This is a genomic window from Pseudomonas sp. SBT1-2, assembly GCF_028640875.1.
GTDB classification, from domain to species: domain Bacteria; phylum Pseudomonadota; class Gammaproteobacteria; order Pseudomonadales; family Pseudomonadaceae; genus Aquipseudomonas; species Aquipseudomonas chlororaphis_I.
Genome location: NZ_JAQZAA010000106.1, coordinates 1 through 17,305, shown reverse-complemented (window position 1 = coordinate 17,305; position 17,305 = coordinate 1). Strand labels below are relative to the sequence as shown.

General features: G+C 59.0%; 18 protein-coding genes and 1 pseudogene. 4 read left to right on the top strand and 15 right to left on the bottom strand.

Going from position 1 to position 17,305, the window contains the following annotated elements; all coding sequences use genetic code 11:
- Positions 1-52: 52 nt before the first annotated feature.
- Positions 53-1,159: a GNAT family N-acetyltransferase/peptidase C39 family protein gene (locus tag PVZ78_RS22080; RefSeq protein ID WP_273829266.1), complete on the bottom strand. Its 1,107-nt coding sequence runs from the start codon at positions 1,157-1,159 to the stop codon at positions 53-55.
- A 92-nt stretch (positions 1,160-1,251) separates the two neighbouring features.
- Between PVZ78_RS22080 and PVZ78_RS22075 the strand changes: the two genes are divergently transcribed.
- Positions 1,252-2,838 (top strand): RimK family protein, encoded by a 1,587-nt coding sequence (locus tag PVZ78_RS22075; protein ID WP_124301551.1) that lies wholly within the window; start codon positions 1,252-1,254, stop codon positions 2,836-2,838.
- A gap of 7 nt (positions 2,839-2,845) precedes the next feature.
- Entirely contained in the window at positions 2,846-3,787 is a 942-nt protein-coding gene (locus PVZ78_RS22070) for a magnesium transporter CorA family protein (protein ID WP_009048908.1), read from the top strand.
- A gap of 4 nt (positions 3,788-3,791) precedes the next feature.
- Here the strand turns inward: PVZ78_RS22070 and map are convergent, their stop codons facing one another.
- The 3 genes from map to PVZ78_RS22055 form a co-directional block, all read right to left on the bottom strand.
- Positions 3,792-4,556 (bottom strand): type I methionyl aminopeptidase, encoded by a 765-nt coding sequence (gene map, locus PVZ78_RS22065; protein WP_009048909.1) that lies wholly within the window; start codon positions 4,554-4,556, stop codon positions 3,792-3,794.
- Positions 4,553-4,756: a ParD-like family protein gene (locus tag PVZ78_RS22060; RefSeq protein WP_009048910.1), complete on the bottom strand. Its 204-nt coding sequence runs from the start codon at positions 4,754-4,756 to the stop codon at positions 4,553-4,555. The genes map and PVZ78_RS22060 overlap by 4 nt, the downstream gene beginning before the upstream one ends.
- Before the next feature lie 78 nt (positions 4,757-4,834).
- Positions 4,835-5,170, bottom strand: coding sequence for a DUF2834 domain-containing protein (locus PVZ78_RS22055; RefSeq protein ID WP_101282417.1), 336 nt, complete (start codon positions 5,168-5,170; stop codon positions 4,835-4,837).
- 264 nt (positions 5,171-5,434) lie between these two features.
- On the opposite strand from PVZ78_RS22055, the pseudogene ilvA reads away from it, so the two are divergent.
- Positions 5,435-6,442: pseudogene (gene ilvA, locus PVZ78_RS22050) on the top strand (threonine ammonia-lyase, biosynthetic); the annotation flags it as partial.
- Positions 6,443-6,628: 186 nt separating this feature from the next.
- Here ilvA and eco read toward each other — a convergent pair.
- A complete protein-coding gene (gene eco, locus PVZ78_RS22045; RefSeq protein WP_009048913.1) occupies positions 6,629-7,111 on the bottom strand; it encodes a serine protease inhibitor ecotin in 483 nt (160 codons plus the stop codon).
- A gap of 474 nt (positions 7,112-7,585) precedes the next feature.
- On the opposite strand from eco, the gene PVZ78_RS22040 reads away from it, so the two are divergent.
- Positions 7,586-7,855 carry a DUF1652 domain-containing protein gene (locus PVZ78_RS22040; protein WP_009048914.1) on the top strand — a complete coding sequence of 90 codons (270 nt, stop codon included), beginning with the start codon at positions 7,586-7,588 and terminating at the stop codon, positions 7,853-7,855.
- A gap of 148 nt (positions 7,856-8,003) precedes the next feature.
- On the opposite strand, the gene PVZ78_RS22035 is transcribed toward PVZ78_RS22040, so the two are convergent.
- The 10 genes from PVZ78_RS22035 to PVZ78_RS21990 form a co-directional block, all read right to left on the bottom strand.
- Positions 8,004-8,264, bottom strand: a complete 261-nt coding sequence (locus PVZ78_RS22035) for a DUF2790 domain-containing protein (protein WP_038579170.1) — start codon at positions 8,262-8,264, stop codon at positions 8,004-8,006.
- Between the two features lie 285 nt (positions 8,265-8,549).
- Positions 8,550-10,370 (bottom strand): phospholipase effector Tle1 domain-containing protein, encoded by a 1,821-nt coding sequence (locus tag PVZ78_RS22030; RefSeq protein WP_273829265.1) that lies wholly within the window; start codon positions 10,368-10,370, stop codon positions 8,550-8,552.
- The gene (locus tag PVZ78_RS22025; protein WP_273829264.1) at positions 10,367-10,867 is read right to left on the bottom strand and encodes a DUF3304 domain-containing protein; all 501 of its coding nucleotides are present in this window, start codon (positions 10,865-10,867) and stop codon (positions 10,367-10,369) included. The genes PVZ78_RS22030 and PVZ78_RS22025 overlap by 4 nt, the downstream gene beginning before the upstream one ends.
- A gap of 127 nt (positions 10,868-10,994) precedes the next feature.
- Positions 10,995-11,495 (bottom strand): DUF3304 domain-containing protein, encoded by a 501-nt coding sequence (locus tag PVZ78_RS22020; protein ID WP_273829263.1) that lies wholly within the window; start codon positions 11,493-11,495, stop codon positions 10,995-10,997.
- 91 nt (positions 11,496-11,586) lie between these two features.
- Positions 11,587-12,069: a DUF3304 domain-containing protein gene (locus PVZ78_RS22015; RefSeq protein ID WP_273829262.1), complete on the bottom strand. Its 483-nt coding sequence runs from the start codon at positions 12,067-12,069 to the stop codon at positions 11,587-11,589.
- 1 nt (position 12,070) lies between these two features.
- Positions 12,071-12,910 carry a DUF4123 domain-containing protein gene (locus PVZ78_RS22010; RefSeq protein WP_273829261.1) on the bottom strand — a complete coding sequence of 280 codons (840 nt, stop codon included), beginning with the start codon at positions 12,908-12,910 and terminating at the stop codon, positions 12,071-12,073.
- A gap of 79 nt (positions 12,911-12,989) precedes the next feature.
- Positions 12,990-13,148 carry a hypothetical protein gene (locus PVZ78_RS22005; RefSeq protein ID WP_158484748.1) on the bottom strand — a complete coding sequence of 53 codons (159 nt, stop codon included), beginning with the start codon at positions 13,146-13,148 and terminating at the stop codon, positions 12,990-12,992.
- Positions 13,149-13,175: 27 nt separating this feature from the next.
- Entirely contained in the window at positions 13,176-13,982 is an 807-nt protein-coding gene (locus tag PVZ78_RS22000) for a hypothetical protein (RefSeq protein ID WP_233146652.1), read from the bottom strand.
- A 71-nt stretch (positions 13,983-14,053) separates the two neighbouring features.
- Positions 14,054-15,070 carry a DUF2515 family protein gene (locus PVZ78_RS21995; RefSeq protein ID WP_233146653.1) on the bottom strand — a complete coding sequence of 339 codons (1,017 nt, stop codon included), beginning with the start codon at positions 15,068-15,070 and terminating at the stop codon, positions 14,054-14,056.
- The gene (locus tag PVZ78_RS21990) at positions 15,067-17,289 is read right to left on the bottom strand and encodes a type VI secretion system Vgr family protein (RefSeq protein ID WP_273829260.1); all 2,223 of its coding nucleotides are present in this window, start codon (positions 17,287-17,289) and stop codon (positions 15,067-15,069) included. The genes PVZ78_RS21995 and PVZ78_RS21990 overlap by 4 nt, the downstream gene beginning before the upstream one ends.
- Between the last annotated feature and the right edge of the window lie 16 nt (positions 17,290-17,305).

Sequence of the window (17,305 nt, the reverse complement as noted above, 5' to 3'; positions counted from 1 at the left end):
GTGTTGGCAGGATGAATCGCCGCTTCGCGGCTATCGCGAGCAAGCTTCGCTCCTACAGAGGCACTGCGGTCGGGTAGAGGATCACCGCCGCCTGCAGCTTGCCGCTGCCGAAACGGCACATCTTGGCGAACTCGCCGTGGCTCACCGGCAGGTGCTGGCAATCCATCGGCTGACGGTGCTGGCTGTGGTCGACATCGGGATCGTGCAGGTAGACAAACTCCTCGTCGCAGTCGGTGACCATCACCCAATGCGGGGCCTTGGAGCGGGTCAGGCGGTAGCTGCTGATCAGCACCAGGGGCTGGCCGCCGTCGGCCAGCAGCCTCGGCAGGTCCAGCGGGCCGCCCAGCACCTGCAAGACGTCGCTGCTATCCAGCTCTGTGCAGAACTCCTCGTGCACCAGGCGCATGACGTCTTTTTTATGCTCGTCGCGCACCCCGCCGAGAAACAGCGGCCCGCGGGTATTGACCTGCAGCCTGACCCTGAAGCCCCGACGCCACGCGGCCAATGCCAGCCCCTGGGGGCTGCAACCGCCGTGGCCGGAAGTCATGAACACGGTGGTAGCCTCGCGCCACAGCTGCAGCTCTTCGCGTCGCTCCAGGGCCCGTCCGGGTTGCAGCGCGCCCATGGCCATCAACAGGCAGGCCGGGCCGCAGGTGAAATCGGTGGTCTGCTGGTAATAGGGCACGCTGATACTGCGGGTCTCGCGATGCTGCAGGATGCGCTTTTCCAGGCGCAGGGCATCGGTGTGGTCCTCGTAGTAGTCGTGCAGCACGGCGAAGCGCCGGTAGCCGCTGCGCTCGTAGAGGGCGATGGCCGTCGGGTTGTCGGTACGCACCTCCAGCCGCAGGTAGGCGCAGTCATGCTCCCGCGCGCAGGCCTCGATCCGCTCCAGCAGGCGCTTGCCCAGGCCCAGCCCGCGGGCCTCGACCGCGGTGGCGATGGAGTACAGGCGGGCCAGGGACGTACCGCGATGGAACAGCACCAGGGCGTACCCCAGCAGCTGGTCCGCCTGCTCGGCGACGATCAGGCGCGCATGGGCGCGGCTGATCATCCACTGGAAGCTGCGCACCGTCAGGCGATCGGTGGTGAAACACTGCTGTTCCAGTTGCACTAATGCGGGCAAATCCTCAGGTGTGGCAATGCGAAAGACAAGATCCATATAACCGCCGTAAAAGTTGCGTAACGAAACGAGACTTTCAGAAAAGTTCGTGCTTAATAGAAAAGGTCTTGTTCTTAAGCGGATCAAACATTATGTCAGCGGTACAAGGTCATTGGCGTGGAGTATCCGAGCAAAGTCTGCCGGCGACAATAACGCCGGTTAATTATTTTTCAACGGTGAGTGAAACTTCCAGTCAGTTGGTGATTATTGTCGAGCGTAAGGAAGATTGGGCTTCCTACTTCCCCAGCGAAGACATCCTCAGCGCCCAGGAGTACCTGGAACAGAGCCGCGAAACCCAGCCCGGCAAGCGGGTCCAGGTGATCAACCTGTGCCGCAGCTACAAGTACCTGGGCCACGGTTACTACTGTTCGTTGCTGGCCGAGGCGCGGGGGCACAAGGTGATTCCCTCGGTGCGCACCATCAGTGAACTGACCCGCAAGTCGCTCTACGGGCTGGCCCTGGACGACCTGGATAAAACCCTGGAAAAGGCCCTGAGCAATCATCTTTACAGCGATACCGAAGGTTTTACCCTGACCCTCTACTTCGGCAAGACCCATATCGAACCGTTACAGGAGTTGGCCCGCCAGTTATTCGAAGTTTTCCCCTGTCCGATATTGCTGGTGGACTTCAAACGAACTAACGGCTGGCATATCGAAGGCGTGAAGTCCGGGGCCTTACATAAGTTGCGTGAAGACCAGGAAGATCAATTCGCCCATTCCCTGGACAGTTTCAGCCGCAAGATCTGGCGTGTGCCGCGCTCGAAAAGATTGGCCCGGTATGACCTGGCCATCCTGCATGACCCCCAGGAAGCCTTGCCGCCTTCCAACGCCCGGGCGCTGGAGAACTTTGTCCGGGTCGGCAAGGGCCTGGGCATCGACGTCGAGCTGATCGAGAAGAAGGACTACCCGCGGATCGCCGAATACGACGCCTTGCTGATCCGCGAGACCACCAGCGTCGACAACCACACCTACCGCTTCGCCAAGAAGGCCGAAAGCGAGGGCCTGGTGGTGATGGACGACCCGACCTCGATCCTGCGCTGCACCAACAAGGTCTACCTGACCGATCTGCTGAAAAGCCACCAGTTGGGCATGCCCGCCACCGAGATTCTCTACAAGGAGCGACCGGAAGATTTCGAGCGGGTCGGCGAACGCCTGGGCTTCCCGCTGGTGCTGAAGATTCCCGACGGTTGCTTCTCCCGCGGGGTGATCAAGGTCGAGAGCCAGCAGGCGCTGCTGGAGGCCACCGCTGAGCTGTTCGAGCATTCGGTGTTGCTGCTGGCCCAGGAGTTTTTCTACACCGAGTACGACTGGCGCATCGGCGTGCTCAACCGCAAGCCGATCTTCGCCTGCCAGTACTTCATGTCCAAGGGCCATTGGCAGATCTACAACCACAAGGCCAAGGGCCAGGACATCAACGGCGAATGCCGCACCCTGGCGATCCACGAGGCGCCGCGGGCGGTGGTGGAGCTGGCGGTGAAGACCGCCAACCTGATTGGCGACGGCCTGTACGGCGTGGACCTGAAACAGTCCGGCGACAAGGTGGTGGTGATCGAAGTCAACGACAACCCCAACCTGGACTCCGGCATCGAAGATGCCTACCTGCGCGACGATCTGTATTCCCTGGTGCTCGAGGAGTTCGTCCGCCGCCTGGAGCTCAAGCGCCGCGGACAGGCCTGGTGAACGGCCGATGATCAAGAGCTATCAGTTGAGCCAGGGCCGCCTGCTGGCGGTGGAGCGCCTGGACGCCGAGGTGATGCTGTTCAGCAACCCCGACCTCGCCGAACGCGACCTGCTGCACACCGGCTTCAAGCTCGACGAACACGCTCTGGCCTCGGCCCTGGACCCGGACGAGGTGTCGCGCATCGAGTTCCACCCGGACAACCTGTTCCTGATCTGGAAGCGTCCGGAGAACTATTCCGGCGGCGGCAGCCTGTCGTTCGAGGTGTCGTCCTGCGGCCTGCTGTTTTCCCCGCAACGGCTGCTGCTGATCGCCCATGACGACAGCCAGCTCAGCGGCCTGGGCGCGCGCCAGGCCTTGAATAGCCCCCTGGATGTGCTGCTGGACCTGCTGTCCAACAACATCCATCACTACCTGGGGCACCTCAAGGTGATCAAGATGGTCGCCCGGGAGTTGCAGCAGCAGTTCAACGACTCGATGGAAAACCGCCACCTGATCCAGATGTTCAACCTCAGCGAAAGCCTGATCTATTACATCAACGCCATTCACAGCAACGGCGCGGTGCTGACCCGCCTGCGCAACCACGCCGAGAAGGAACATTTCAGCGCCGAGGCCATCGGCCTGATCGACGACCTGATCATCGAGAACAACCAGTGCTACAAACAGGCGGAGATCTATTCGACGGTGTTTTCCGGGCTGATCGATGCGCGCGGCAACCTGATGAACAACAACATGAACAGCCTGCTGCGCAAACTGACCTTGATCAACGTGGTGTTCCTGCCGCTGAACCTGATCGCCAGCATCGGCGGCATGTCCGAGTTCAGCATGATGACCGCCGGCACCCCCTGGTGGATTGCCTACCCGCTGTTCCTCGTGGCGATGCTGCTGGCGGCAGGGGGGATGGTGCTCGGTCTCAGGCGCCTGGCCGGGGGCAGCGGCAAGTGCGCCTGAGCCTTCAGGCCGGTTGCAGGGTCAGCACTTCATAACCGTCGCGGGTCACCGCCACCGTGTGTTCCCACTGCGCCGACAGGCGGTTGTCGCGGGTGACCACGGTCCAGCCGTCTTTCAGGCCGCGCACCCGGGCGCTGCCCTGGTTGATCATCGGCTCGATGGTGAACACCATGCCTTCGCGCAGCTCCAGGCCGGTGCCGGGGCGACCGAAGTGCAGGATCTGCGGCTCTTCGTGCATCTGCCGGCCGATGCCGTGGCCGCAATACTCGCGCACCACGCTATAGCCCTGAGTTTGCGCGTGTTTCTGGATGGCATGGCCGATATCGCCAAGGCGCGCGCCGGGGCGAACCACCTTGATGCCTTGCCACATCGCCTCGAAGGTGGTGCTGACCAGATGCTGGGCCTTGGGGCTGACATTGCCGACCAGGTACATCTTGCTGGCGTCGGCGATAAAGCCGTTCTTTTCCAGGGTGATGTCGATGTTGATGATGTCGCCGTCCTTGAGAATGGCCTTTTCATGGGGCATGCCATGGCACACCACCTCGTTGATCGAGGTGTTGATCGAGTAGGGGTAGCCGTACTGGCCCTTGCTGGCCGGGCGGGCGCCCAGGTCGTGGCGAATGAAGCGCTCCACCGCGGTGTCCAGCTCCATGGTGGAAAGGCCGGGCGCGACCAGATCGTCGAGAAAGGTGAACACCGTCGCCAACAGGCGCCCGGACTCACGCATCAGCGCCAGTTGTTGCGGGGTCTTGATCAGGGCCTGGGTCATTCGCTGCGCCCCCGGATCAGATCGCTCTTGTTCAGCAGCAGCTTGTTGATCAGGTCGTTGTAGGCCAGGTGCGGATTGAGCTCGGCCAAGAGGCCGATCTTGATCCAGAACTCGGCCTGGGCGTTGATGGAGCGATCCATGGCGTCGCTGGCGACGCGGATCTGTTCATGCAGCTGATCTGAAATCTTGACGATGCCCACGAGGTTTCTGCTCTGGTAAATATACGAAGCATATACGTTTCATATATTCGTCGGCAAACGACAATCGCTCGATCGGGCTCAAGCCTGCTGGCGGGCAGGGCGGGTGGTTCTCCGTTCACGAAAGCCGCGAACCACCAGATACAACAGCGGACCGATGGAGACGAACACTGCCGTCAGCAGCAGATAAGGCAGCACCGACAATGCGGACTGGCCACGGGAGCGGGCGTCCCGGTACATCCAGATGCCGGCCAGGGTCGCCAGCAGGTACAGGTCGATCACCACCTGCGCGGTGTCGGGGCGGGACATCAGGCCGAGGCCAAACTCGATCAGCGATTGTTCCGCCTGCAGCATCACCGCGAAGGTGTAGCCGGCAAAGGCGATCAGGGCAATCAACGGCAATCCGACAGACTTCATGGGTTCCTTCCTTGGTGGTTGAATGAGGGCTGAGAAGCGAGCCGCGAGAGTAGCGCAGGCTGCGGTCGTCTCAAAGAATTGGCCATTGACTTGCCAGCAGCGCGCCGGTTAATTTCCTGGCCATGACTTTTTCCGCATTGCGTTCCCAGCCAAGCATTATTACCGCCATTCCTGATTGGCGGGCCTGACACTGCACCCAACCCGCCCTAGAGGCGGGTTTTTTCTTTCTGTCTCCGGGGCCTTCAACACAGCCAGGAGAGCCGTATGAACCATCCCGCCGAGCCCGACACGCAACTGGACCTGCTTGAGCACTACGTGAAGAAGATTCTCGCGGCGCCGGTCTACGACCTGGCGGTGCGTACGCCGTTGCAGCCGGCGCCGGCCTTGTCGGCGGCGCTGGGCAACCAGGTGCTGCTCAAGCGCGAGGACCTGCAACCGACCTTTTCCTTCAAGATCCGCGGTGCCTACAACAAGCTGGTGCAGCTCAGTGACGAGCAGAAGCGTCGCGGAGTGATTACCGCATCCGCCGGTAATCACGCCCAGGGCGTGGCGTTGGCGGCGCGGGAACTGGGGATCAAGGCGACCATCGTCATGCCTTCCACCACGCCGCAGCTGAAAGTGCAGGGCGTCAGCAGCCGTGGCGCCGAGGCGGTGCTGCACGGCGAGAGCTTTCCCTTTGCCCTGGCCCATGCCCTGCAACTGGCCGAGCACAGCGGCCAGACCTTCGTCTCGCCCTTTGACGACCCGGACGTGATCGCCGGGCAGGGCACGGTGGGCATGGAGATCCTGCGCCAGCACGCCGGGCGCCTGGACGCGATCTTCGTCCCGGTGGGCGGTGGCGGACTGATCGCCGGCATCGCCGCCTATGTGAAATACCTGCGGCCCGAGGTGCGCATCGTCGGCGTCGAGTCCGAACACTCCAACTGTTTGCAGCAGGCGTTGCGGGCCGGGGAAAGGGTAGTGCTGCCCAGCGTCGGCACCTTCGCCGACGGGGTCGCCGTAGCGCAGGTCGGCGCCCATTGTTTCGAGCTGTGTCGAGTGCTGGTCGACGAGGTGATCACGGTCAGCAACGACGAACTCTGCTGCGCGATGAAGGACATCTACGACGACACCCGTTCCATCACCGAGCCGTCGGGGGCGCTGGCGGTGGCCGGGATCAAGCGGTACGTGGCCCGCAGCGGCGTACAGGGCGAAACCCTGGTGGCCATCGATTCCGGGGCCAATATCAACTTCGATCGCCTGGGGCATGTGGCCGAGCGCGCGGCTTTGGGCGCGGTTGCGCTGGTGTAAGAAGGAGCAGGGCCTCTGTAGCCGCTGGCGAAGCCTGCGCACGAGCGCGAAGCGCTCGCCAACCGAACCACTGCTGCACCGCGTTGCCTGGCCTGGCGGCTACTGCGTAGCCGATCGCAGCCTGCGGCAGCGGCTACATCACCTGTGATGCAGCCGCCGCGGTCTGGATTATTCCGCGCGGGCCTTTTCGACTTTATCGGAGGCGGACCACAGGCGGTAGCGCACTTCGATGTCCTTGGGGGCGTAGATCACGATCGGCAGCTTGCTGTTGTAGCGCAGCACGAAGCCTTCGCCGACCACTGGCACGAACGCCTGCTTGCTGGTGCCTTCGGGGCAGGCCATCAGGGTGCTCATCGGGCCGCTGACCTTGTCCAGGCGGTAGTAGGGGTAACCCCAGCCATCCAGGTTCTTCTCTTCCAGGGTGCCGCCCAGGCGCTGACGGTTGCAGTCGACGGTCAGGGTCTTGCCGGCCAGCACCTCGACCTTGAAGTCTTCTTCCTTGGCCTGCTTGGGCAGATGGATCACCTGGCGCACAAAACCGTCTTCGGCCTTGGGGTAGGGCGCCACGTCTTCGAGCTTGGCCGCATGGCTCAGGGTGGAAATACCGCTCAACAGCACAGCGACGGCGGTGGAAACAGGAAAAAAGCGCATAAGGCCTCCTTGCAGGTTGATCGACGGCTCTCTCCATTTAGAGGGAGTCGCTTGCTTGAAACGCCGGGCAGTTTGACCGGGTAACACCCGGTCATGCAAACCGTGGCCCGCTTCGCCGCGGCAACTGACATGATGTATTCCTTCAATATCCAGTGGTAAGTCAATGATTTATAAAGCATGAAAACGAGCGGGAGGACGGCATGCATATGCTCCATCCGCTATCGGCGAGAGGCCGCTATCGGATCCGCAGGAGGTCCTCCAGGCGGGCGAAAGTCCCAGGACTGAGGGTGAAAAAAGCCTCACTGCTCAGAGCAAAATAGAATTTAGTAGAAGCGCAAATACGGCCTAGTCTAGGAATTGGCTTTCTCTTCCAGGGAGGTTTAGTCATGCCGTACGCCGTATTTCGGGGGTGGAATCCCGAGACGATATTCTTGCCATCATTGAATGGCCACTGCACCAACGGAGAGATCTGCCATGTTCTTATCTGCCTTGGAACTGCGCAATATCATTGAATGCAGCTTCCTGCCCAAACGCTGCGAGTGCACCCTGAGCCCCGACCTGCACATGACCGTGAAAGTCTATGGCGACCATGAAACCGACCGTGTGGACCTGGTGGTCACCGGTATCGATGCGGCGAGCCTCAACGGCTGCCGGGAAATCAACGACCTGATCGCCGAACTGCGCTACGACCTGGCCAATCATCCGGGAAGCCAGCCCATCACCCTGAAATCCAGGGCTCATTGATCGGCTGCTTTGCCAATGCCTGCGTTGCCTGCCTGGCCTGGATAGATCCCGGGCCAGGCACAGACTCGACCCTCACCGCGAATAAAATCCCCGCCTGAATCTCACAGAGCTGCCTGTAACCTTGCGCGCGGTAGAGCAGGAGCAGTCTTCAGTTCTGATAACTGCAGGCGTCCGACAACTTGCGGTAGCTGATGGCTTCCAGCTTGCCCGCCTTGTCGATAAAGGTCATGTCCGCGGTGATCACCTTGCACTCCGGCGTCGCAGGCTCGGTCATCGACACCACCTTGGCCACATTCAGCGGCATGCCATAGTGATAAGGCACCGGCTGCACCTGGGCCGTGTCCGCCTGAGCCACACCCACAGCCCCGACAAAAGCCAAGGCCCCGACCAGCAAAATACGCATGTTCATGAGAATTTCTCCGATAAGCCCGACACAAACCACCATCGAGCACGCCGCGGAGGGCGGCAGAGGATTCTGCGCTGCGCGGTCTCGTACAGTTTTGGGCTGGGGGATTAATCGAAGATTAAGTAGGGGGCTAATGATTTGTGCGGAAGGGAAACTGCCCGCCGAGATGTTCCTTGGGCAAAAACGCGTATTTGGTGTTCGGCGGTAAGGGCTGAAGGCAGGGGACAGAAGCCCCTGCCTTGCTGGTTGTCAACGCCTTGCCCGATTCCGGGCAGGCATTGAATACAGTTATTTCTTCTCTTTCTCCTTTTCCTTTTCTTCTTCCTCCGGCAGATCGATCCCACGGATATCGAAGTAGCATTGCCCGCTCATAGACTTGGCTGACTGTTGAGCGAGGGACTGTACCAATTGGTCATGAATGAAGTGACCGAACAACAGGCTCACTTCCTCCGGCAATGGCGACAGTTGCTCCTTGAACCATTCCTCTTCCAACAGCACCTGCCACACCAGCATCTGCTGCGGTGTGCCGGCGGCCCTGTAGCCATCCCGTGCCCGGCCGCTGCGCATGCTGCGAGCCTCGCTGTCTACATCTTCCAGCCAGCCGAGTTGTGCTCTTAGCGTCTCGCGCTCGGTTTGCAGTTCCTGGGTGCGCTTGAGGCGGGCCTGCCTCTTTTCCTGGGTTTCCACCGGGCGGCCGAACATCCCGGCGCTATTCCCCGCGGCATACTGGCTGGCGTTCAGGCGATCTTCCTCTTCGCCGATCTCTCGCAGGCGCTGCACATAAGGGCGCGAGATCGACGCCAGCCAGCGGATATACAAACGCATATGGCCGAGGAAGGGCGCTTTATCACCCAGGTTGAGGTTTTTCAGCTGGGCGATGCTGGCCTTGGCGGCTGACTGATACTTCTTGACCAGCCCGAGGGCAGTCTTGCCGTTGATATGGTCGTTGAAGGTGAATAGCTCAGCGGTGTCGGCGTCCTTTTCGTACAAATCTTCAAGATGAAGGAACGGTACTCCCGCCTGGAACGCTGCGCGGTACATGCGATGCAAACTGACCAGGGCCAGCTCGGCGCTGGGCTTCTGCTCGCCGGGCAGCAGGCTGCCACCGACATCCTCACTGACCCCAGGCATCAGTTCTTCGCGCCACTTGGCGTTGCCTTTGCCGAGCATGCAGGCGCGCCGGTAAAAGCGTCGCTCGTGGGCAGCTACCAGATGCAGCGCCTGCCGCACCTGCTTGGGCAGGCTGTTGAAGTCCCCCAGTACCGTGCTGGTGGGCACGGGCATATAGTCGTCGATCAGCGGTATTTCGCTATGGCTGCGATCCACCGCATCGAACAGGCCGGCGAACAACACAACCAGGCGTGCCCCCTGATACTCGACCTCCTCGCCATTGATCAGGCTGCGCTCCAGCAGACGATGCAGGAAGCCCCGAGCCAGGGTGGCGCCATAGTCGAAGCCATATACGGACAGTTCGATGCGCTTCAACGGCGGGCCGCCCAATGCCTTGATTTCGTCGATGTCCTTGTTAAGGCGATCAATCGCACCGTCAATACGGATATTGGCTCCGGTCTTGGCCACTTGAGCCATGATCGGGTTATCGCGCAGGGGAGGTACGGCTTCAGACACGGCGTCAACCACCGCGCCCTTCAACACTTTGAAGGCTTTGTAGGGGGCATTTACCAGGTCGCCCAGGTCATGCTTCAAGCGCTCCCACCAGTCACGGCGCTCCAGCACATCCTTCAGGATCTTTTTCCCTTCATCCTTCGCCACATCCTTGGGGACATCCGCCGCTTTACTGCTAGCGATATCCAGGCCGGTACTGGCAGTGGTGGTCAGGTCTGCGATGTATTCTTCGCCCATCCCGGAAACATATACACGCCGATAGTTATAAGAGCCCTCATCCTTTTCGATGTGGGGATGTGCCATATACATCTTGCCGACATTACTGGCACGACCTGTCTGCAGGTCTTTCAGTAAATGGCGTCCAAAACCGTCAAAAAAAAATCCGATCCGCAAGGTTCGTTCACAAGTGGTGATGTGAGAACTGTTGAACGGAGCGACACAGCGGGCATTGGCGGCAGCCGCCTGATCAGTATTACGGGTACTCATTTAGATTTACGCTCCTGATCCTTGGAGTAGAACTCTTTCAACTCTTCCTTGAGTGGGCTGGTGTGTTTGTCACTCCAGGCCACACGGATCTGATCACCAGGCAGAAAATGCACATGCAAGGTATCGTCGGTTCGCTTTCGAGGCGGGTTAGATATTTCGATTGAAATAGTTTCTTTTTTTAATCCTTGGCGTACTTGCTCGCCTGTACGGCCCTTTATCCACTCCACCTTCAATGCCTTGCCCTCGATACGCCAACAACAGGTCACTCCCCCCCCGCCATTTGCAGCAGCATTTCCCCCCCAATTGTCATTCACGAAGTAGCTAAAGATAGGACGCTCCGTATGGTTATGAACATAGAGAGCGGCACCCGGCATACGGCTGTATTGCCAGATGAAATAGGCCGCAATCAACGCTCCCCAAACCATCAGATTGATTAGGATCTTCTGCAGGCCGGACAGGGACTTCCAGCGATCTCTGAGTAATTGAATCGATCTCACAACAAACTCCTTGTTGGGGCGAACTTGTTTCTGCGTACGGTCACGTTCTTTTGCCGGGGGTGCACTTCTGTTGCCCAGCCCAGTCTGTTTACATCTCTTTCAATAGTTGGCGCCGAAAACCCGTGATTCATTGGGATTGGGCTTCCTGAACCTTGGCATCAGGCACTGCGGGTGCCTCCTTGAGGTTTTCATAAGGGGTGTCGAGATTGGCGCTCCAGGCCAGGCGAACCTGGTCGCCAGGGAAGAAGTGCACATGCAAATAGCGGTCACTGCGTTGGCGGGGAGGGTTAGGGATCTCGATTGAAAGGGTTTCTTGTTTAATCCCTTGGCGCGCCTGTTCGCCAGTACGGCTTTTTATCCAATCCACCTTCAGCGTCTTGCCCTCGATGCGCCAGCAGCAGGTTGCTCCGCCTCCGCCGTTCGCAGTGGCATTGCCTCCCCAGTTGTCATTGACGAAGTAGCTGAAGATGGGACGATCGGTTTGGTTATGGACATAGAGCATTGCCCCAGGCATCTGGCTGTACTGCCAGATGAAGTAGGCAGCGATCAGCACGCCCCACACCAATAGGTTGATCAGGGTTCTCTGAGTCCTGGGTAACGATTTCCAGCGGTTTACGAGTGACCCCATCACAACAGACTCCTTGTCCGGCTGCCTGCAAGCCTTTCAACCGATGGCACCAAAAGCCGTAGAACGACAGCCCAATCGAAATTAAGAGCATTCATTCAGGCCTGCGCTCCTGATCCCCGGCATAAAACTCGCGCAGCTCTTCTTTGAGTGGGCTGGTATGTTTGTCGCTCCAGGCCAGCCGCACCTGATCTCCGGGCAGAAAATGCACATGCAGGGTATCGTCGGTTCGCTTTCGGGGCGGGTTAGGCATCTCGATTGAAAGGGTTTCCTCGTTAATGCCTTGGCGTGCCTGTTCGCCCGTACGACTTTTTATCCAGTCCACCTTTAGCATCTTGCCCTCGATACGCCAGCAACAGGTCACGCCTCCATTGCCACCCCAATTGTCATTAACGAAATAACTGAAAATCGGGCGATCCGTATGGTTATGCCCATAAAGCGCCGCGCCCGGCATGCGGCTGTATTGCCAGATGAAATAGCCGACAACCAGCGCTGCCAAAACCAGCCAGTGGATCAGGGTTTTCTGGCGGCTGGACAGGCGCTTCCAGTACTGTGCGAGTGACGGGGGCAACGTCACCTCAGGCGCCTTCTTGCGCGGCCAGGGCGTTTTCCAGGCTGTCCTGGTCATCCGTGACCTGACGCAGGACTTCGGCCCATTCGGGGCGCTGGTGCAGCGGGCTACGGGTGATCAGGCTGTGCAATACGAAGGTCGACTGATCCTCCTGCTGGTCCAGGCCCTGGGCTCTGGCGATCTGCAGCAAGTCTTGCACCTGTTGCAGGCGTTCGCCGTGGCAGTCGCTGGCAAAGGCCTCGGGGGCGACGTTTTCGGTCTGTACCAGCAACTGCTCGGCGTGGGCGTCATGCTGCAGGCTGTGCATCATCGGCTCATCCAGGCGTATCGGGTGGTACTCGGGCACTTCGCTGTGCGCCGGGCCGGCAAAGCGCTGCCAGTCTTTTTCGGCCTTGACCCACCAGGTATCGAGGGGGCCGAACAGCCACTGGTGCCATGGCTGGTCATTTTGCTGGTGGAGCAGGGGCAGTACCTCGGCGCTGTAACTGCGGATCAGCAGCACCGCATCGTTGGCGTCCTGGCAGACCAGGGCGTCGCCTAGGTGGGTGGCCAGCCGATTGGCTGGCAGGGTGCTGCTCAACCAGCCGGCCAGGTTCGAACCGAACAGCTCGTGGATCGCGACCAGTCGCTCGAAAGCTTGACCGGTCATGTCCAGCAACAGCGGCCCGTCATTGCGCAACTGGACCAGCTCGGGCTGGTACATCAGGGGCCAGCGGGCGCCTTCCAGCTCCACCAGGGCGCTGCGCTGCGGCGCGCTGAGCAGGGCCTGTTCGACGATCACCGCGAGGTTGAAACCCTTGGCGGCGGCGTTGACCCAGTCCTGCTGGCCTTGCTGCAAATCGCTCATGGCTGTGCTCCGGACAGAATCGCCTGGCGTTGGCGGATGGCCTTGAGCAGGCATTCGACACATATACCCTTGGGCGGCATCAGGGTCTTGGCGCGTTCAAATGACCCAGCAGCAGGCCGCCGGCCTTGTCGGCGTCGGCAAGCTTCAGCAGGCCCGGCAACAGCGACGCCGGTGGCGTACCCGCTCCTGGCGCTCTCTCGGAGTTGACCTTCACATGGGTGCCGGATGGTAACGCCACCGGCCTCGTCGCTTCGTCTCTACTATCTCAGTCAACCTGTTCCATGGCGGGAGCTTGATAACTCTGATCAATTTCCACTCCTGCAGTTCTTGCCTTGGACTCGGCTTCCGATCTAAGCAGTAAAAGAGTTTTCAAGTGCTCAGGAAAAAGCTTTTTCCAGTTAGGGCGCTCTTCCTCTTCGAAGCTGTTTTGCCAAAATGTATTTAGTGAGGTGAGTTCAATTTTTATTAAATAGGTCCCAGTTTCTGTTGAGGCAACTGCCGAGTTTCGTAAGACTTTGACGTGAGCGAGATAGTCGCCACTGTACAAGTACCAGTCATAGAGCATGTCTGAGCCTATCCACTGTTCAAGGCTCATTTTTCTGTTAGGGTCAAAGAGCGGATGGCTCAAAGGACTTCGCCCGAATATCGATTTTTTCCAGTCGAATTTATCAAGTTCGGTGCCGGGGATTCGAGGATCCGAAGGGAAGTAATATTTATGCCATCCTGCTGATTTCAGTTTGTCTATGAGGCTATAGACAAGTGCTCTATTCTCTTCATGTGTGCTGTTGTCTGGCAAACCACGGAGCGTAACCTCAACCTCCTCAATGTCCTTGGAAATATCATCGTCTGCCACAATGCCGAGGGACACGACCTGATCCAGTTCGAGGGTGCTTTTCGGCTGAGTAATACTTACACTCAATAGATTCTGGTCATCTCTGCTTTGATTGATTTCGTGCCAGCATATATTGGCGGCAGCTAAGCAATCGGAACTGAACTTGATAGGGCTTTGTTTAAGTAGATCTTCAACAGGCGACCCTAGCTGAATGTTTATACTCTTGATTTCACTTTTCACCTTGTATATTCCTTCACTAGGAGAGCCATCACAACCGACGAGAAAGATAAAAAATAGTAACCAGAATATTCTCATTCTATGTTCTTCCAACTGGCAATCGAAGCGATCTCGCCTTCCATGTAGCTTTTCTTCTTTCTCATGAGATTGTGATATTTATCGGCGATTTTTACGATGAAATCCATTCGCTGTTGCGCATGATACAGTTTGCCATCGTGCATTTGCTCTCTCAGGTCAGGATCATCAAGATCGCATAGAGTAGAAAATGCTGCTGAACGTAGAGGTACTAGTGGAGCGCCTTCTGCGAGTTTTTGAACATCGAGCGTTTTTTGGAACGACCAGTCGTTGTAAATTAACTTTTGCAGTATGTTAAGTTGCTCGTGATTGGCTATCGCAAGTAGTGATTTGTATTGCTTTTTAGCTCTTTCTTCCCCCGTCAGAGCCTCCGTCTCCTTAATCAGTTCAAAGGCTGAACTTACCTCGGGTGTCACCTTGAGGTTATTAATTACTGGTAATGACTCTTCCGACCAAGGAAGTTTTTTAACAGCGTCAGCTATCGGTTTCTCGAACGTATCACTGTTTCGTGCACTCTTGCATGAAAAGAAGCTGTCTGGGAATTTGCTGTAAAACCAGTGCCAACAGAATATGTCCTGGAAAAGCCAGAAGTTTCCTTTTCCGAGTCCATTCTTGCCGACCTGGTTTGGTACTTTTGCGGGAGCAAGTAAGGGGGTGTTCGTTGCGGCATCTACCAGTTTCGTGAACTTGAGGCCGCACATCACCTGCTTGCTCGCAAAGGCAGCCAGCCCCATCCAATAGAACCGGCCCTTGAACGCTGCCTGTCCTCCATCTTCTCTTTCTAGGTAGAAGGACGCATACACACCGGCAATACGCGCGGCTCTGGTAGTAAAGTCGCCGACCAGCATCCACTTCTTACTGCCGAACAGGTAATACTCGTTACGCTGAGTGCTTAGTCGCCTGATTGCTTGCGCTTGGGCCAGAGACCACAATTGCGCGCAGTTGATCTTCACCTCATGGGGAGGAGCGTTCTTGGCCTTGTTGATCTCGGGTGTGGCAACTGGAGGTGTGCTCATTGCTTCCGACTCCGTTCATAATCATCTGCCCCATCCGGGACGTCAAAGTCATCCCAAAGAAGATGAACCTTGGCTGTTTGTACGGTCTGCGCCTCAACTTGTGGGGAATGGCCATCGGCGTCGCTTTTGAAGATCAATGGTGCAGTGAGGCTCGGTAAGATAAAGGCAGCCTTGAGACCTTCGACGGGCGTGCCAGAACTGGTGACGAACTTGCACCGCTCGTAAAAGCTGCTGCTGATCTCTTTGCTCTTTAACACGCTTCCCGCTCTATCCTGATCGGCAATCAGCGGCATCCCGGGCATCAGAATATTCAGTCCTGTACCCGTTCCCGGCGCGCCGCCGGAATTGATCTTCACATCGGCCCCGCTGATGGTCACGCCACCGGCATCAAGCTTGACGAAGCTGCCGCCGGCCTTGGCGGTGAGTTCGGCGCCGGCTTCCAGGACCACGATGTTGCCGGTCTTGTAGTGAATCTCCTGGCCAGCTTCGACGAATTGCGCGGTGCCGATGTTGGCGTGCTGGGTGACGGCCACGGTGAGGTGGTCGTTGGCGCGGATTTCGCTCTTGCGGTCGAGGTGGGTGATGCGGTGTTCTTCGGCCTTGAGTTCGGTGAGGGTGTTGGCTTCGACTGTGTCGTGGCGTTCATTGCCGACGCGGATCCGCTGGTCGTGCTCGACGTTTTCGTCCCAGTCGCGCTGGGCGTGCAGGTAGATCTGCTCGGCGCCTTTCTTGTCTTCGATGCGCAGTTCGTTATAGCCCTTGCCGCCCGGCGAGCTGAGGGTCTTGAAGGTGCTGCGGGTCTTGTTCGCCGGCAGGTCGTAGGGGACCACGTTTTCCTTGTGGTACAGGCAGCCGGTGACCAGCGGTTGGTCGGGATCGCCTTCGAGGAAGGTCACCAACACTTCCATGCCGATCCGCGGGATGGCGATGCCGCCGTAGGCCTTGCCGGCCCAGCCGCTGGCGACGCGGACCCAGCAGGAGGTGTTGTCGTCGGCCAGGCCGTCGCGGTCCCAGTGGAACTGCACCTTGATCCGGCCGTATTGGTCGCAATGGATTTCTTCGCCCTTGGGCCCGGTGACCACGGCGGTCTGGCTGCCCAGGGACTTGGGTTTCGGGTGTTCCAGCGGCGGGCGGTAGTGGGCGTCCCAGGGCGTGGCGAGGAAGCGGTTGCGGTAGCCCTGGTGGAAGTCGTCCTTGTGGCTGGTGACATCGCTGGTGATGTTCTCGCCCAGCACCTGCGGTTGCTTGCCCTCATGGATCACTTCCAGCAGCAGCCACAGGTCGTTCCATTCGCTGCGCGGGTGGGCGGCCAGGGTCAGGAAGTGGCCGCTGACCAGACTCGGCTCGTCGCCTTTGCCTTCGGCCAGCTGGTAGTCGCTGCGGTGGCGTTCCAGGGCGCGGGTCGCCAGTTGCTTGCCGCGGGCCTGCTGGGTGAACAGGCCGGGGTAGTCGTAGTCTTCCAGGTCCGGCATGGCCCCGGACTTGGCCGCGCCTTCGGGCAGCAGCCGTGGTTTCTCGAAGTCGTAGTCGCGGCGGCTGACGCGACTGGTGCGGGTTTCCAGGCGCAGGTTGAAGCGCTTGATCACCGGCTGTTCGGCGGCCATGCCGGAGTCCTGCTGGTAGTTCACGGCCGCCAGCTTGCGGAACACCGTCTGGTCGTCGCCGAACACCAGCTTGTGGCCGCCGGTACTGTGCTGGAAGTGGAAGTGAATGCCTTCTTCTTCGCACAGGCGCTGGATGAAGTGCAGGTCGGACTCGTCGTACTGGGTGCAGTAGACCCGTTCCGGGTAGGTGGCGCCGAGCTGGAAACTGTAGGCGTCGGCCAGGATGCCGCGGGCCTCGAGGACCTGGGCGATGATCTTCGGCACGCTCAGGTGCTGGTAGATCTTCTGGTTGAAGTTGTGGCGCAGGTAGTTGAGCTGCGGGGTCAGGCTGATGCTGTAGCGGGTCAGCTTGCGCCCGGAATCACCCTGGGCGATGCGGTACACCAGGCCATGGATCAGGCCTTTGCCACTGCCTTTGCCTAAGCCGCCGAAGGTCAGGCAGGCCGGCTTGTGCAGCAGTTCCTCGAGCTTGAGGTCGGGACGCGCGCTGACCAGTTCGATATCGAAGCAGAAGGGCTGATTGAGGGCTTCGCGGCCAACGAAACTGAGGACCTGAAGGTCGACCGAGGCGCCTTCGATCGTCAGGGAAATATGGGTAGCGTTAGCATCCAGCATGCCGTGAAATCCATCC